This is a genomic window from Streptomyces olivaceoviridis, from assembly GCF_014650115.1.
In the GTDB taxonomy this organism is placed as follows: domain Bacteria; phylum Actinomycetota; class Actinomycetes; order Streptomycetales; family Streptomycetaceae; genus Streptomyces; species Streptomyces olivaceoviridis.
Map to the genome: position 1 here is coordinate 17,170 of NZ_BMUI01000013.1, position 16,266 is coordinate 33,435.

Sequence of the window (16,266 nt, forward strand, 5' to 3'; positions counted from 1 at the left end):
CGAGGATTGACGGAGGCATGACCGCACCGCTGCACGAGGCCCGCCCACCGGGCGCCGGGCGCGCCCTGCCGGACACCCAGCAGGGCATGCGCCGGCGCAACCTCGCCCGGGTGCTGCACGCCGTGAGCGCCGAGGGCTCGCTGTCCCGGGCGGCGGTCGCCTCCCGGATCGGACTGACGCGGGCCGCGGTGTCGACCCTGGTGGACGAGCTGATCCGCTGGGGTCTGCTGGAGGAACTGGGCCCCGAGCGGCCGGGGCGGGTGGGCCGGCCCGGGTCGGCGCTCGCGGTGAGCGGCCGGGGGCCCGCGGGGATCGGAGCCGAGATCGGCGTCGACCACCTCGCGGTGTGCGCCGTCGACCTGCGCGGCGAGGTCCGCGCGCGGGCCGTCCGGCGCGGCGCCAACCGGGGCCGGGCACCGGGACCGGTGATCGAGGAGTTGACGGCGCTGATCCACCAGGTCGTCGCGGAGGCGGAACGCGCGGAACTCTGGCCCGCCGGGCTCGCGGTCGCCGTGCCCGGCCTGGTGGCCAGGGACGGGCGGACGGTCGTACGGGCCCCGAACCTCGACTGGCACGACCTCGACCTCGGCTCCCTGCTGCCTGCCCATGGGCCGCTGACCGTGGACAACGAGGCCAACTTCGGCGCGCTGGCCGAACTGTGGCTCGGTGCCGGTACGCCGGGCGACTTCCTGCACGTGTCGGCCGAGATCGGCATCGGCGCGGCGGTCGTCGTGGACGGCCGGCTGCTGCGCGGAACCCGGGGCTTCGCGGGCGAGCTGGGCCACGTGCCCGTACGGCCGGACGGTCCCGCCTGCCCGTGCGGCAGCCGGGGGTGCCTGGAGCAGTACGCGGGCGAGGAAGCGGTTCTGCGCGCGGCCGGGCTGGAGCCGCGGGACGACCGGGTGGGCCTGCTCGCCGAGCGCGCCGAGGCGGGCGACGAGAGGGTACGGGCCGCGCTGCGGGACGCCGGTACGGCCCTCGGTATCGCCCTGACCGGAGCGGTGAACCTGCTCGACCCCGAGACGGTGGTCCTGGGCGGCGCCCTAGCCGAGCTGTCCCCCTGGCTGCTGCCGGCACTGGACACGGAGCTGAAGGGCCGTACGGCCGGCCCGGCCTGCCCGGTGACGGTCTCCCCACTGGGCCCGCAGGGCCCCCTGCTGGGCGCCGGGCACTCGGTCGTCCGAGCGGTACTGGACGATCCGGCGGTGGTGGCGGAACGATCCTGACGCGGCTCGGCGCGTGCCGGGGACCACGGCCGCGGGAGGTCGGGTGACGGACTGGGTGCCGCGAGGATGATCAAGTCTCGGCCGTGGGCGCTGCTCGCCTCGTGCGTGCCGATGCCGGAAGGAGCAGGGGCGCGTCCTGCTGCCGCGCTACGGTCCGGGGCGCCCGACGCCGGGCAGTGGTGGCTGCCCGGCGGGATGCCGGATCACGGTGGGGATGCCTGGTCGGCAGTTCGTCGAGCGAGAACGACCCGTGCCGATCGTGCTCCGCCCTCAGCCGCACCGGGGCGTCGGCGCCCGGCGTGCCGCCGTGGAAGAAGCAGTCGAGGACCGGCTGCACGGGGCCGCGCGCGGCGGGGGTGCGGTGTAGCTGCTGGGGTGCGGTGCAGCTGCGGGAGGGGTGGCGCAGCGAGACGCGTGACACCGGTTGTCGGCCTCTGCTGCCGCCCGTGAGGCGCGGCTGTCGGGCCCCCGGTACGGAATCCGCCTGCGCGAGTGACCGTGACGGACCGGGCGCCGAGCCTCCGGTGCGGGAAACCAGGCGTCTGGCATCCAGCACCGGCCACGCGCTGGCTTCCCGCACTGGCTGTGACGTGCCAGGCTCCCCCGCTCACCGCCAGACATCACCCGATCGAGTGAGCAAGTTGTCCACAAGCCGTGACTCGTCCACGGAACCGTGGCACACCCTTCTGCCCAACCCGCCCGAGTCGTACCGTGATTCACGCGAGGCGCAGCCAACGGGTCGTCACCGACCGGCGTGTGTCAGCGAAGTGAGGAGCGCACGGTCGGTGGTGGCGGACTGACACGTATCGGGGGACACATGCACGGGGAGACGAAGGGGACGCTGCGGCGCGACGCCATCGGGCTGCGCGAGGTCCTGTTCCAGAGCATCACGGCGATGGCGCCGGCCGCCGCGGTGGCGGCGTCGATTCCGTCGGGCGCCGCTTTCGCTGGCGGCAGCCTCCCGCTCGCGGTGCTCGTGGCCCTGGTGGCCTGTCTGTTCACCGCCTCCTGCGTAGCCGAGCTGGCGCGGGAGCTGCCCGCGGCGGGCTCCGTGGCGACGTACGCGGCAAGGGGCCTGCACCCGGCGGTCGGCTTCCTCGTCGGGTGGGCCTATGTCTTCGTGGAGATGCTGGTGCCACCCCTGCTGCTCCTCCAGCTGGGCTTCACGACGGCGGGCACGCTGCACGCCGAGTGGTCGGCGTACCCGGCGGACCTGTGGTGGCCGTGGGCGCTGGCGGGTGCCGGGGTGATCGCCGTCTCCGGCTACCTCGGCGTCCGCGCCTCCGCCCGCTTCGGCACCGTCCTCGGCGTCTTCGAGGTCCTCGTCCTCCTCGTGTTCGCCGTGCTGCTCATCGCCAAGGCGGGCAGCGCCAACACCCTGTCGGTGTTCGGTACGTCGCACACCGCCGACGGGTACGCGGGAGCCGCCGGGGTGTTCGCCGGATCCGTCTACACGGTGCTGGCCTTCGCCGGGTTCGAGGCGGCGGCGCCGCTCGCCGAGGAGACCCGCGACCCGCGGCGGACCATGCACCGCGCGGTCCTCGGAGCGGCCGTGGGCATCGGCCTGTTCTACGTCCTCACGACGTACGCGATGACCGTCTGGTTCGGCCCCGACCGCTTCGCGAAGTTCGGCGCCTCGGGCGAGGCTTCTTGGGAGGGCGTCGCCCGGGCCTCCTTCGGTCTCTTCTGGGTGCTGGTGTTCCTCGCTGTGGTCAACTCCACGATCGCGAACGCCAACGCGAGCGCGAACGTCTCGACGCGCACGGCCTTCGCCCTCGCCCGTGTCCGCGTCCTGCCCGGCCTGCTCGCCACGCTCCATCCCCGGCACCGCTCCCCCGTGGCCGGCATCGCCCTGCAGACCGTCGTGGCGGTCGCGGCGGTGCTGGGGCTCGGCTTCGCCTACGACCCGGTGACCGCGTTCCTGCTGCTCGCCACGGTGATCGTCACGGTCGTCGTCGGTGTCTACATCGTCGTGAACCTCTCCTGCGCCGGTCATTTCCTCCGCTCCGGCCGGGCTGCCTTCAAACCGGTGCGGCACCTGCTGTTCCCGGTGCTTGGCATCGCCGCGTTCATCCCCGCCCTGCTGACGGCCGCCGGCCTCCCGGTGTTCGACTTCGTGACGGAACTGACGCCACCGGTGTCCTACGCCGGTCCGGTCGTCGGCGCGTGGATGGCCGTGGGTGTGGTCGTACTGCTCGTGCTCATACGACAGCACCCCGAGCGCATAGCCGAGACCGCGCGCGTGCACCTCGACGCGTACGACCCCGGCGCCGGCCGGATGGACGGATCCGTGCCGAGCTGACCACGCGTCACGTGACGCCACAGCCACGCCCGCCCGCATCCCCGTCCCGGGATCGCCCTCAGAAGGGAGTCACGCCACGATGACCGACCCCCGGATCCTCACCGTGCGCCCCGAACCGGACCAGTACGCCTGGACGTTCGGTGGAGCGGCGCCCCTGGCACGAATCGCGCCCGGCACGGTCCTCGACCTCTACACGGAGGACTGCTTCGCGGGCCGGGTCCGCTCCGAGAAGGACCTGGTGTCCGAGGTCTGCGAGTTCCCCTACCTCAATCCGCAGACCGGCCCGTTCCACATCGAGGGCGCCGAGCCCGGTGACACCGTGGCCGTGCACTTCGTGTCGCTCGAACCGGCCCGCGACTGGGCGGCGTCCACGACGGTCCCCCTCTTCGGCGCGCTGACCTCCACGCACACGACGGCCACCCTTCAGCCACCGCTGCCGGAGCGGGTGTGGATCTGGCAACTGGACCGGGCTCGGAGGACGGCCCTGTTCCAGGCGCGGGACAGCGACCTCCAGGTGGAGCTGCCCATGGACCCGATGCACGGCACGGTGGGCGTGGCGCCCGCCAACCTGGAGGTGCGCTCGGCCCTGGTGCCGGACGCCCACGGCGGCAACATGGACACCCCTGAGATGCGGGCCGGCGTCACCTGCTTCCTGGGCGTCAATGTCGACGGTGCCCTGCTCAGCCTCGGCGACGGGCATGCCCGGCAGGGCGAGGGCGAGACCTGTGGCGTGGCCGTGGAGTGCGCGATGAACACGGTGGTGGTCGTCGACCTCCTCAAGGACGTCGCCACACCGTGGCCCCGGCTGGAGTCGGACACGCACATCATCTCGACCGGCTCGGCCCGGCCGCTGGAGGACGCGTTCCGGATATCCCAGCTCGACCTGGTGCGGTGGCTGGTGCGCGACTACGGGTTCAGTGAGCTGGACGCGTACCAATTCGCAACCCAGGCGGTCGAATCACCGTTGGCCAACGTGTGCGACACGAACTACACGTGCGTGGCCAAGCTCCGCAAGGAGTGGCTGCCCGCGCGGGAGACGTACCGCGGTGTGCACGCCCGGCTGCGGGAGACCGCGCGGGCGCTGCGCCGCTGACGTCCCCGTCGTAATCCGACTCCGGAAAGCCTGCCGAACGACATTCCCCGAGGCACCCCGAAAGGCATCCCGCCATGGACATGGACCGAGCCAGACCCCGGCTCAGCCGGCGCCGGCTGCTCAAGGGCGCGGCACTCGCCGCCGTCCCGTACGCGCTGCTTCCCGAAGGGCGGGCCAGTGCGCAGAGCGCGGCCGTCGACTATCCGCCCGCCGAGTGGCAGGCGGCCAGCAGCTCCAACTACACGGTGTCCGACCGCCCCGGTGACTACACCGTCGACCGAGTGATCATCCACGTCACCCAGGAGACGTACACCGACACGTTGGCGATCTTCGCCAACCCGCAGAAGAAGGTCTCCGCGCACTATGTGGTCCGCTCGGCGGACGGGCACGTCGCCCAGTGCGTCCACGAGGCGGACATCGCCTGGCACGCCGGTAACTGGACCTACAACACCCGCAGCATCGGCATCGAGCACGAGGGCTGGACCGACCAGCCCTCCTACTTCACCGACGCCCTCTACGTGGAGTCGGCGAAGCTCACAGCGGCGATCTGCGCCAAGTACCGCATCCCCCGGGACAGGGAGCACATCATCGGCCACTACCAGGTGCCGGGCACCGACCACACGGACCCGGGACCGAACTGGGACTGGGTGCGGTACATCAGAATGGTCAACTTCGCCTAGCCGGAGGCGGAGCCGCCGTCGCACCGGTTGTCCGCGCGAACACCCTGGGTGACGATGGTCCCGGCCACCGTAGCAGCCGCTGTGCCACCGCCGGGCCCGCCACAGCACCGCCCGGAGCCGCCGTACCCCGCATCACCGTCCGTACCGCACCGCATCACCACCGTTCCACCGTCCGGGGAGGCCGAGTTGACCGATCCGTGGGTTGCCCTGGAGCCGGGGGCCGATCCCGCCGAGCGCGTCCGGTTGCTGCGCCGGGCGCACGAGACGTTCACCACGGTGGGGACGGTGCCGCGCCCGGTGCGGTCGGTGGTGGCGGAGTCGTGGCGGCGCAGCGCGCGGGCCGGTGTCGGGCCGGACGGCGCCGCCAGGGTGGAGCTGACCGACGGCGATCTCGGCGCCTATCGCGCGGAGCATCCGCTGTCCCGGGTGATGCCCCTGTTCCGGGAGTTGATGGGCACCTTCGCGGCCGATGGCGAGCATCTGCTGGCGGTGTGCGACGCGCACGGCAGGCTGCTGTGGGTGGAGGGGCACACGGCGACCCGGCGCCGCGCGGACCGGATGAACTTCGTGCCGGGTGCCCGGTGGTCGGAGAGCGCGGTCGGCACCAACGCGCCGGGCACCGCGGTCGCCGTGGACCGGCCCGTGCAGGTGTTCGCCGCCGAGCACTTCATACGGCAGGTGCAGCCGTGGACCTGCGCCGCCGCTCCGGTGCACGATCCACGCACCGGACGGGTCCTGGGGGCCGTGGACATCACCGGCGGGGACGGGCTCGCCCATCCGCACAGCCTCGGCTTCGTGCAGGCGGTCGCGCGGGCCGCCGAGGCACAGCTCGCCCTGCTCGCCCCGCCGCGCGCCGCCGAGGAGGGGCCGCTGCTGAGCGCGCTCGGCCGGGACGAGGCCGAACTCGTCCTGAACGGACGGCGGATCAGGCTCAGCCGTCGGCACAGCGAGATCCTCGTGCTGCTGTCCCAGCACCCCGAGGGTCTGAGCGGCGACGAGCTGCTGTGCGCGCTGTACGCGGACGAGTCGGTGACCCCGGTGACGCTGCGGGCCGAGCTGGCGCGCCTGCGCAGACTGCTGGGGCCGGGGCTGCTCGCCTCGCGGCCGTACCGGCTGACGGCCGCGGTCGAGTCGGACGCCACCGCGGTCGAGCGGCGGCTGGAGACGGGTGCGCTGACCGCGGCGGCGGAGGCGTACACCGGCCCGCTGCTGCCAGGCTCCCAGGCCCCGGCGATCGTCCGGCTGCGGGAGCGGCTCGCCGGCGGACTGCGCACGGCGCTGATCGCGCACGGCGACCCCGATCTGCTGGCGGACTGGGCGCGCACGCCGTGGGGTGAGGACGACCTGGAGACGTGGCGGGCGCTCGCCGCCGTACGCCCGACGGCACCGGTCCGGGCCCGGCTCGCCGCGCTGGAGGCCGAACTGGCGGCGCCGGCCGGCCGGACACGGGCGCGGACCCGCGGCGCAACGTACTTGCAACGTCCGCGTGTCTAGCCTCGCGCCGAGAGCTGCCCAACGGCGGGCAGCGCTGCACCGGGAGGCAACCAGGATGACTCGTTACGCGGCGCCGGGCACCGAAGGCTCGATCGTCTCCTACCAGGCGCGCTACGACCACTACATCGGCGGCGCCTACGTGCCGCCGGCGCGCGGGCAGTACTTCGAGAACCCGTCACCGGTCAACGGTCAGCCGTTCACGGAGATCGCGCGCGGTACCGCGGAGGACGTCGAGCGGGCGCTGGACGCGGCGCACGAGGCGGCGCCCGGGTGGGGTCGTACGCCGGTCGCGGAGCGCTCCGACATCCTGCTGAAGATCGCCGACCGGATGGAGGCCCACCTGGAGCCGCTGGCGGTGGCCGAGAGCTGGGAGAACGGCAAGCCGGTCCGGGAGACGCTGGCCGCCGACATCCCCCTGGCGATCGACCACTTCCGCTACTTCGCCGGGGCGATCCGGGCGCAGGAGGGTTCGCTGGGCGAGCTGGACGACGACACGGTGGCGTACCACTTCCACGAGCCGCTCGGTGTCGTCGCGCAGATCATCCCGTGGAACTTCCCGATCCTGATGGCGACCTGGAAGCTCGCGCCGGCGCTCGCCGCGGGCAACGCGGTCGTCCTCAAGCCGGCCGAGCAGACCCCGGCCTCCATCCACTACTGGCTGAGCCTGGTGGCGGATCTGCTGCCGCCGGGTGTGCTGAACATCGTCAACGGCTTCGGTGTGGAGGCGGGCAAGCCGCTGGCGTCGAGCCCGCGGGTGGCGAAGGTCGCGTTCACCGGGGAGACCACGACCGGGCGGCTGATCATGCAGTACGCCTCGGAGAACATCAAGCCGGTCACCCTGGAACTCGGCGGGAAGTCGCCGAACATCTTCTTCGACGACGTGTGGGCGCACGACGACGACTTCCGCGACAAGGCGCTCGAAGGCTTCACGATGTTCGCGCTCAACCAGGGCGAGGTCTGCACGTGCCCGTCCCGGGCGCTGATCCAGCGGGGTCACTACGCGGAGTTCCTGGAAGCGGCCGTCGAACGCACCCGGCGCATCAAGCCGGGCCACCCGCTGGACACCGACACCATGATCGGCGCGCAGGCCTCCAACGACCAGCTGGAGAAGATCCTCTCCTACCTGGACATCGGCCGCCAGGAGGGCGCGAAGATCCTCACGGGCGGTGAACGCTTCGAGCACGAGGGCGAGTTGAAGGGCGGGTACTACGTCCAGCCGACCATCTTCGAGGGCGACAACCGCATGCGGATCTTCCAGGAGGAGATCTTCGGCCCGGTCGTCTCGGTGGCCTCCTTCGACGACTTCGACGACGCGATCAAAATCGCCAACGACACGCTGTACGGCCTGGGCGCGGGCGTGTGGACCCGGGACATGAACACCGCCTACCGCGCGGGCCGCGCGATCCAGGCCGGCCGTGTGTGGACCAACTGCTACCACGCCTATCCCGCGCACGCGGCGTTCGGTGGCTACAAGCAGTCGGGGATCGGCCGTGAGACGCACAAGATGATGCTGGACCACTACCAGCAGACGAAGAACCTCCTGGTGTCGTACTCACCGAAGAAGCTGGGCTTCTTCTAGACGCAGGGAAAGGGCGCCTGGCCAAGGAGGATGTCCGTCAGGCGCCCTTGCGGACGTGCCCGTACTCCCGGCGGCGGCTTCTCCCGGCGTCGACGCCATCAAGCTGCTCGGCGCGGCCTACCTGGTCTGCCTCGGGCCCGGGCGGTCCTGGCCGCCCGGCGGACCGCCCGTGAGCGCCGCGCCGCGACAGCGGCGGACGGCCCGGAGGGGCTCACCGCCCCGCGGACCCCGGCCCCGGACGAACCGGCCCGCGCCCGGTGGCGGTCCGGGCTTCACCAAGGGCTTCCTCACGTCGTCGCCGCGCGGCTGCGGGCCTTCTTCGCCCGGCCGAAGATCCGCCACCGCTGGGAGCTGGATGCCGCCACGGCCTGGCGTCCGCGTCTCCCGCGCGGCCCACCCGCCCCCTCACACCCGGCCGGCCAGTCGTTCGAAGGTCTCCGCGGCGGATTCCACCCGGGCCTCACGGTGACCGGTTCCGGCCCACAGGTGGATCAGGCGGGTGTCCCCGGCCGCGGTGGCGGCCTTGCGGAGGGGGCCGGTGAGGTGGTGCAGGGCCGGGTAGCCGGCCGGGGCGACGGGGTCGAAGCGGTCGGTGAAGTGGTTGCGGAGGGCGCGGGCGGGCCGCCCCGTGAAGGCGCCGGTGACGGTCGTGGTGGCGGAGGCCGGATCGGCCAGGACCGCCTTGTGCGGTGCGGAGGCTCCGCTCTCGTGCGTACGCAGCAGCACGGTGCCCACCATCGCGGCCTGGGCCCCCGCGCGCAGGGCGACGGTCACGTCGGCGGCGGTGGCGATGCCGCCCGTGGCGATGACGGGCAGGGTGACGGCGCCGCGGACGGAGGCGATCAGGTCGGGCAGCCTGACCGGCGCGAGGGGCCGGGCCGGGGTGAGGGTGGCCGAGTGCCCGCCGGCCGCCGGAGCCTGCACGATCAGCGCGTCGACGCCGGACGCGGCCGCCTGGCGTGCCTCGTCGGCCGAGGTGACGCTCTGCAACAGAGTGCTCCCGGCCCGCCGCAGGGCACTGACGACCGCGCGGCGGGATGCCGAAGGTGAAGGACACCCACGGGACGGGAGCCGAGGTCAGCAGGTCGATCTTGTCCGTCCAGTGGTCGTCGTCCTCGATCGGTTCGCGGGGCAGCGTGAGGCCGTAGCGGTCGGCCTCGGGCTGTACCGCGCGGGCGTAGCGCCGGTACGCCTGGCCGGAGACGGGCACCGGGTTGGGCACGAACAGGTTGACGCCGAAGGCGACACCTTCCGCGCGCGTGGTGTGGATCTGCCCGGCGAGGGCCTGGGCGGAGTTGTATCCGGCGGCCAGGAAGCCCAGGCCGCCCGCCCGGGCGGCGGCGGTCACCAGTTGCGGTGTGCTCGGGCCGCCGGCCAGCGGCGCGGCGACGAGGGGGAGGTCTGCTCCGAGGTCGGACAGCAGCGTGCTCACGACAACTCCTCATGCCGGGATGTTCAGGTGGCGGGGGCGAGGTGGTACGGGAAGCGGACGCGGAGCGCGGCGGCAGCGAGGCGGCCAGGAGGGCCATCGCGCTGCCCGGCGGGAGCGCCTGGCGGTAGCCATGGCTCAGCGGTGGCGCGCGGCGGGCAGGTCCGAGGATCTGGCCGATGTCGTGTCCGATCGCCGCGCCGAGGAAGTGCCGACGATGGTGTGGCTGATGCCAGGGTGCCGGCGAGGTAGCCGATGAAGGTGGCCGTGGCCATGTTCGCCCCGAGCCCGGCCGGGAGTCCGGCCTGGGTGTGCGTGAGCGGAAGGACCTGGCGCGTCCGGCGAGCGGGCCCCTCCGGACGAGGAGGGGCTGATGACTGCACGGTCTCGATCACCTTCCTGCGGGCGGTCAGTGGGTCCGTACGTGACGCTAGGCAGCGCTCGTCTGCCTGTGAAATGCCGATTGAGCTGGCGCTATGCACGGCAGGCATGGATGCCTGGAAGCCCTGCGGCTCGGCTTCAGCTGGCTGCTGCCCGATCCGTGGACGCAGCGGACCGTCAGCCGGTTCGAGGAGGACACCGGAGCGACGGTCGCCCTGGTCCGGACCGACGATCCCCTTCAGGCGCTGCGCCGGCGCACCGTCGACATCGCGGTGGTCCGCGGCGAGCGCGACACGCCGCGGGGGGCGCATACCCTGCACCTGTTCGACGAGCCGCGCGTCGCCGTGTGCTCCGAGCACAACGACCTGACCCGCCTCGGGCATCTGGACTGGGCGGACGTCCGGTACTGGCCGCTGGTGGTCAACACGGTCAGCGGTACGACAGGTACCTGGTCGTGGCCCGCGGACCAGCGCCCGGACCGGATCATCGAAACGGCGAACTACGACGAGTGGCTGGAGTCGGTGGCGGCCGACCGGGGCATCGGCATCGTCCCGGAGGTCGCGCGGCGCCGTACCCGGCACCCCGCGGTCAGTTTCGTCCCCCTCACCGGCGCACCGCCGAGCCCGGTGCGCCTCGTGTACTTCCCCGACTCCCAGCGGGCGCTGATCCGCCGGTTCCTGGACGCCTCCCTTCCGACGGCGGAGTGAGACCCGCCGTGACCAGGTGACGCGGCGTCCATGCCCGCGGCGCACGGACGCGTCTCCACAGGCATTTCCCGGGCCACCGGGACATCGTTAGCGTGGGCGGTGTGAACCGAACCACCAAGACCACTCTGCGAGGGCCGCGATGAGCACAGGGCTGTCCCGGCAGGAATGCGCGGTCACCGTGCTGGGCGGCCCCACGGCCGTCATCGACATCGGTGGCCTGCGGATCGTCAGCGATCCGACCTTCGACGAGGCGGGCCCCCAGGGGTACCTCACCAAGACCGCCGGGCCCGCCGCCGACGAGGACGCGGTGGGGCCGGTCGACCTCGTCCTGGTCAGCCATGAAGCCCACCCCGACAACCTCGACGGGCGGGGCCGCGCGTTCGCGAAGACAGCCCCGCTGGTGCTCACGGGGCCACGCGCGGCGGAGCGGCTCGGCTCACCCGCCGTCGGCCTCTCCCCGTGGACCGTCCACCGCCTGCCCCGGCCGGACGGCGGCGGCGATCTGACCGTGCTGGCCGTTCCCGCCGTCCACGGTCCCGAGGACGGCGAACGCGACGCGGACGGCAACGTCAACTGCGAGGTCATCGGGTTCGTGCTGTCCGGGCAGCGGCTTCCCACCGTGTACGTCAGCGGCGACAACGCCTCGATCCGCACGGTCGCGGAGATCTCCCGCCGGGTGCCCGGCATCGACGCGGCCGTCCTGCACGCGGGAGCGGCACGTGTGCCGGCGAAGTTCGACGGGCGGCCCCTGTCCCTGGACAGCCGCCGGGCCGCCGCCGCTGCCGCCGTCCTGGGCGCGGAGGTCGTCGTACCGGCCCACTACGACGGCTGGGCCCACTTCTCCGAAGGGCTGCCCGAGATCGAACTGGCCTTCCACGAGGCCGGCCTGTCCTCCCTGCTGCGGGTCGCGCCCCACGGCACATGGGTGCCGCTGACCCACTGACCCCCTCGTTCGGACAGCGATCACCGACGTGGCGCACCGGGCGCTCGTGGACGCGCTGGACATACCCGAGCGGGACAGGTTCCAGATCATCACGGAGCACGACGCCGACCGCCTCGTCGCCCTCGACGCCGGCCTCGGCTTCGAGGCCGGCGTCGAGGGCCTGGTGATGATCCACATCCTCACCCAGTCGGGACGCTCCGATTGCGGACACCGCTCCGAGGCCGGCGCGTCCGGCTGCTCTCCGCGACCGGCGCGCACACGTGCGCCGGGCACGCGATGCTGGGGAGCGGACAGGGTCCCCGAGGAGCCCAGGAGGCGCGGCCGGTGATCGCCGTCAACCCCATGGACAGCGCCTCGGTGCTGGCCGCGTTCGGCGCGCTGGGCGTCCTGGCCGTGGTCTTCGCAGAGTCGGGTCTGCTGGTCGTCGGCTTCTTCCTCCCCGGTGACACGCTGCTGTTCCCGGCCGGTGTGCTGTGCGCGGGCAGTGCCCAGCAGCAGCCGCGGCTGGCGCTGTGGCAGGTGCTGGTGTGCGCGGCGATCGGGGCGGTGGTGGGCGGCCAGGTGGGGTATCTGATCGGACGGCACGGCGGCCGGGCCCTGCTGGCGCGCACGCGAAGCGGGCGGGTGAAGGGCGCGGCGGCGCGGGCGGAGCGGCTGCTGGCGCGCTACGGCCACGGCAAGGCGCTGGTGATCGGCCGGTTCGTGCCGCTGCTGCGGACGGTCCTGCACCCGGTGGCCGGGGCCCTGGGTGTGCCGGCGCGGACCTTCACCCTCTGGCAGGCGGTGGGCGGTGTGCTGTGGTCGCAGACGCTGGTGCTCGCCGGGTACACCCTGGGCGCGTCCGTCCCGCACATCGACGACTATCTGCTGCTGCTGGTCGCCGTGGTCATCGTCCTGTCGCTGCTCCCGCTGCTGCCGGAGGCCCGCCGCGCCCGCCGCGCCCACCGCGCCCGCCGGGACCGCCGCGACTCCACACGCTGAACGCGCCACGGCTCACCCGCCGGCTGTCCGCACCGGCCCCGGGGCCGCCGTCCCGGGCGGCGCGGGCCCGGCCCTGCCGACGGGCCCGCGGGTGTGCGGCGGCGTCACAACTCGCCCAGGAACCCCGGATCCGCCGGGCCCAGCCGCCGGGCGAAGTCGGCGGACACGCCGACGACTTCGCGGAGCGCCACGGCCCGTCTGCTGATGGCGGCGAGGTCCTCGTGCGCCTCCTTGGACCACAGGAACGGGACGACACTGATGCCCTGGGACAGCTCCAGGGCCGCCGCCTCCTCCCGCCAGCCCTGCCGGCGCAGCCCCGCGTATAACCTCTCCGGCCCACCGGCCAGCAGCCAGCCGATCCACGCCGAGTGGCCCATGTCCAGCGCCTCCCACTCCAGGGTGTCGGGCGCGAAGCAGGTCATCTGCCCCGGATCGCCGGGCCGGTCGCTGCCCGCCGGGTCGTGGCCGTTGCGGCAGAAGACACCGCCGAGCACGTCATGGCCGACGACGAGCCCGGCCGCCGGGTGCCAGTGGAGGTCCGGCTCCTCGGGGAACCCGTTGACCCGGCCGAGGCTCGGCAGCCCGCCGTCGGCGCCGCCCGCGCCGTACACCCGTAGCCAGCCGTCGTCCAGGACCAGCCCGCCGCAGTGCAGGGTCAGCGCACCGAGCACCGACCTCGCCGTCACCTGCAACCGGAGGAGGAAGCGGCGGCCCTCGTCGGGGTCGGCGGGCAGCACGCGGACGGTACGGCACTGCCGGTGAACGCTCGCTCAAGCTCCGGCCAGGCCGGATCGGCCACCTGGACCAGCTCGTCGATCTCTCGCATCCGTGGATGACCGCGGCAGCGTCCGACCTCACCTCGGCCGACCCGGTGCGCCGTGCGGCCCCGCGATCCCAGCCACCCTGCCCCCTACCGTCCCTGGCGCCTTCACGGTGGCTGCCGCCCCGGCATTCCCTGCCACCCTGACGGTCCCAGCCGCCCTCCCCCCTTGCCGACCCCGGCGCCTTCACGGTGGCTGCCGCCCCGGCATTCCCTGCCACCCTGACGGTCCCAGCCGCCCTCCCCCCTTGCCGACCCCGGCGCCTTCACGGTGGCTGCCGCCCCGGTGTTCCAAGCCGCCCTAGCGTCCCCGCCCCTTGCCGCCCTCACGCCCCCTGCCGTCCTTACGGCGCTTCCGGTTCGGTCGGTGAGGTCGGTGCACCGTGTCCAGCTCTCCCACCGCCGCGCGCACATGGGCCGGATCGCCGGGCCGGCCGCCGCCGGCGCAGCTCCAGACCGGGCGGCCGGACTCCTCCCGCATGTGCATCCCGAGGCCGTGGAGCGTGCAGACCGGCCACGCCTGCCACAGGCACCCCGTGATCGTGTCCTGGGCGGCCTCGGCGACGGTCCACAGCGCCCGGTGGGCGGAGCCGGACGGCCCGAGGGAGTTGCCGTGCGCGTTGCCGTCGGCCAGTGCGACGTAGACCTGTTCGTCCTCGTGTGCGTCCGCCGGGTACGCGATGAGGCACAGCGGGCGCTGCCCGGGCAGGGTCGCCGCGAGGTCGCGGTTGACCGTCGCCAGTGCCTCGTCCCACAGCGGGTGTTCACCGGCGGGGACGAAGCGCGGCTCGGGCGGTCTCAGGGAGGAGGGGCGCATGTGTCCCATGGTCCCAACTTCCCCCGGGAGCGGACGCGGCGGGGCCACGAGGCGTTCTGGACGGGTTCGTGACCATGCGTGAGACTGGAGCCGACGATCCGACACCCCGCTGTCCAGGACGGTGACATGGAAGAGGAGATCCCGCGCGTCGCGCTGACCCCGCAGGCCGCGGAGCTGGTGCGCCGGCTGCGCGCCGAGCACGGCCCGCTGATGTTCCACCAGTCCGGCGGCTGCTGCGACGGCAGCGCCCCGATGTGCTATCCGGACGGCGAGTTCCGTACCGGCGGCTCGGACGTGCTGCTGGCCGAACTGGCGGTGGACGGCGTGCCGGAGCCCGTCACGTTCTGGATGTCGCGGAATCAGTACCAGGCCTGGAGCCACACCCGGCTGATCGTGGACGTCGTGCCGGGACGAGGCAGCGGCTTCTCCCTGGAGGCACCCGAGGGGGTGCGTTTTCTCACCCGTTCTCGCGTCGTCGACGCCTAGTCGGCCCGCCGGCCGCCCGAGTCTGCTGCACTGCCCCTGCACTGAGGACAGTTGACGAGACATCAGGGGGCACGGTGACGAGACCTCGCAGGCGTTCGGCGGCAGGCAGAGCGGTTCTCACGGTTGTCACGGCGTTGGGTGTGCTGGCCGGTGCGGCCCTGACGGGGGCGGCACCGGCCGGTGCCGCGCCGGCGGGCAGGCGGCTGGCGCCGGGCGTCACCTACCGGCAGTTCGACATCGACGGGGCGGCGGGGAAGGCCCGCGCGCACCTGCTCACGGTGGACCTGGCCAACCCGCACGTCCACGTCGACCTGCTGTACCCGGGCGCGGTGGCGGCGCGGGCGACCGTCTCCCGGCTGGCGGACTCCGCCGGCGCGGTCGCCGGGGTGAACGGCGACTTCTTCAACATCACCGAGACGCAGCACCCGGGCGTGCAGGCCACGGGCGCGGCCGTCGGACCGGCCGTGGCCGACGGGCGGGTACTCAAGGCGGCGGTGCCCAAGGGGCAGCGGTTCGGACCCGCGCTGCCCCCGGGCACGACCACCCGGGACGTGTTCGGCGTGGGCACCGACCGGCGGGCCCGGCTGGACCGCCTCTCCCTCTCCGGCTCGGTCGGCACACCGGAGGGGCGGTTGCCGCTGAAGGGCCTCAACCAGTACGCGCTGCCGGTGGATTCGGTCGGCGCCTTCACCGTGCGCTGGGGCAGTGCCTCCCGGGCGCGGGCCGTGTGCGGCACGGACACCCGGCGCGCGGCGCCGTGCAGCGACGACACGTACGAGGTGAAGGTCCGCGGGGGCCGGGTGGTCTCCGCCACCGCCGCCCCGGGCAGCGGCTCGATCCCGGCGGACACCACGGTCCTGCTGGGGCGCGAGGAGGGCGCGCGGCGGCTGCGCGAGCTGTCGGTCGGTGACCCGGTGGACGTGACGCACACGTTGGTGGCGGCCTCGTCCGGGGTGCCGTACGCGTTCGCGATCGGCGGCTTCCCGGTCCTGCGCGACGGCAGCCCGTTGTCCGGACTGGACGACAGCACCTCGGCGGTGCGGACGGTCGTCGGGTACAAGGGCGGCGGACAGCAGATGCTGCTGCTGGCGCTGGACGGCTCGGCGAAGTACCGCAGCGGGCTGACCGTCGCCGAGGAGGCGAAGACCATGCGCTCGCTGGGGGCCACGGCCGCCTTCAACCTCGACGGCGGCGGCTCGACGGAGCTGGTCGCCCGCGACACGGACGCCGCCGCCGTGACGGTGCGCAATCACCCCAGCGGCGGCGCCGAACGCCCGGTGCCCAACGGCATCGGCGTCTTCTCCACCGGCTGAGCCGGTAAACGGCTG

General features: G+C 73.4%; 14 protein-coding genes and 1 pseudogene. 12 read left to right on the plus strand and 3 right to left on the minus strand.

Annotation, left to right across the window (positions count from 1 at the left end; genetic code table 11):
- Positions 1 to 17 precede the first annotated feature (17 nt).
- From IE273_RS23825 to exaC, 6 genes are all read left to right on the plus strand, one after another.
- Complete coding sequence (locus tag IE273_RS23825) at positions 18 to 1,226, plus strand: ROK family transcriptional regulator (RefSeq protein ID WP_189817214.1); 1,209 nt, start codon at positions 18 to 20, stop codon at positions 1,224 to 1,226.
- Positions 1,227 to 2,043: 817 nt separating this feature from the next.
- On the plus strand, positions 2,044 to 3,528 hold the full coding sequence (locus IE273_RS23830) for an APC family permease (RefSeq protein ID WP_189817215.1): 1,485 nt from the start codon (positions 2,044 to 2,046) through the stop codon (positions 3,526 to 3,528).
- Positions 3,529 to 3,607: 79 nt separating this feature from the next.
- A complete protein-coding gene (locus IE273_RS23835) occupies positions 3,608 to 4,621 on the plus strand; it encodes an acetamidase/formamidase family protein (protein ID WP_189817216.1) in 1,014 nt (337 codons plus the stop codon).
- Positions 4,622 to 4,701: 80 nt separating this feature from the next.
- Positions 4,702 to 5,301 (plus strand): N-acetylmuramoyl-L-alanine amidase, encoded by a 600-nt coding sequence (locus IE273_RS23840; protein WP_189817384.1) that lies wholly within the window; start codon positions 4,702 to 4,704, stop codon positions 5,299 to 5,301.
- Positions 5,302 to 5,487: 186 nt separating this feature from the next.
- On the plus strand, positions 5,488 to 6,795 hold the full coding sequence (locus IE273_RS23845; protein WP_189817217.1) for a GAF domain-containing protein: 1,308 nt from the start codon (positions 5,488 to 5,490) through the stop codon (positions 6,793 to 6,795).
- A gap of 55 nt (positions 6,796 to 6,850) precedes the next feature.
- Positions 6,851 to 8,374, plus strand: coding sequence for an acetaldehyde dehydrogenase ExaC (exaC, locus tag IE273_RS23850; RefSeq protein WP_189817218.1), 1,524 nt, complete (start codon positions 6,851 to 6,853; stop codon positions 8,372 to 8,374).
- A 405-nt stretch (positions 8,375 to 8,779) separates the two neighbouring features.
- On the opposite strand, the pseudogene IE273_RS45210 reads toward exaC, so the two are convergent.
- Positions 8,780 to 9,806: pseudogene (locus tag IE273_RS45210) on the minus strand (NAD(P)H-dependent flavin oxidoreductase).
- A 473-nt stretch (positions 9,807 to 10,279) separates the two neighbouring features.
- On the opposite strand from IE273_RS45210, the gene IE273_RS23860 reads away from it, so the two are divergent.
- The 4 genes from IE273_RS23860 (at position 10,280) to IE273_RS23875 (ending at position 12,815) form a co-directional block, all read left to right on the plus strand.
- Positions 10,280 to 10,891: a substrate-binding domain-containing protein gene (locus IE273_RS23860; RefSeq protein WP_189817219.1), complete on the plus strand. Its 612-nt coding sequence runs from the start codon at positions 10,280 to 10,282 to the stop codon at positions 10,889 to 10,891.
- Positions 10,892 to 11,030: 139 nt separating this feature from the next.
- A complete protein-coding gene (locus tag IE273_RS23865) occupies positions 11,031 to 11,834 on the plus strand; it encodes an MBL fold metallo-hydrolase (RefSeq protein WP_189817220.1) in 804 nt (267 codons plus the stop codon).
- A 28-nt stretch (positions 11,835 to 11,862) separates the two neighbouring features.
- A complete protein-coding gene (locus tag IE273_RS23870) occupies positions 11,863 to 12,162 on the plus strand; it encodes a tautomerase family protein (RefSeq protein ID WP_229887451.1) in 300 nt (99 codons plus the stop codon).
- Positions 12,159 to 12,815: a DedA family protein gene (locus tag IE273_RS23875; RefSeq protein WP_189817221.1), complete on the plus strand. Its 657-nt coding sequence runs from the start codon at positions 12,159 to 12,161 to the stop codon at positions 12,813 to 12,815. Before IE273_RS23870 ends, IE273_RS23875 begins: the two co-directional genes overlap by 4 nt.
- 104 nt (positions 12,816 to 12,919) lie before the next feature.
- Here IE273_RS23875 and IE273_RS23880 read toward each other — a convergent pair whose 3' ends face one another.
- Positions 12,920 to 13,552, minus strand: a complete 633-nt coding sequence (locus IE273_RS23880; RefSeq protein WP_229887453.1) for a DUF2625 family protein — start codon at positions 13,550 to 13,552, stop codon at positions 12,920 to 12,922.
- A 384-nt stretch (positions 13,553 to 13,936) separates the two neighbouring features.
- Entirely contained in the window at positions 13,937 to 14,452 is a 516-nt protein-coding gene (locus IE273_RS23885) for a hypothetical protein (RefSeq protein WP_229887455.1), read from the minus strand.
- A 126-nt stretch (positions 14,453 to 14,578) separates the two neighbouring features.
- Between IE273_RS23885 and IE273_RS23890 the strand changes: the two genes are divergently transcribed.
- Positions 14,579 to 14,938 carry a DUF779 domain-containing protein gene (locus IE273_RS23890; RefSeq protein ID WP_189817223.1) on the plus strand — a complete coding sequence of 120 codons (360 nt, stop codon included), beginning with the start codon at positions 14,579 to 14,581 and terminating at the stop codon, positions 14,936 to 14,938.
- 140 nt (positions 14,939 to 15,078) lie between these two features.
- Positions 15,079 to 16,251 carry a phosphodiester glycosidase family protein gene (locus tag IE273_RS23895; protein ID WP_189817224.1) on the plus strand — a complete coding sequence of 391 codons (1,173 nt, stop codon included), beginning with the start codon at positions 15,079 to 15,081 and terminating at the stop codon, positions 16,249 to 16,251.
- Positions 16,252 to 16,266 lie beyond the last annotated feature (15 nt).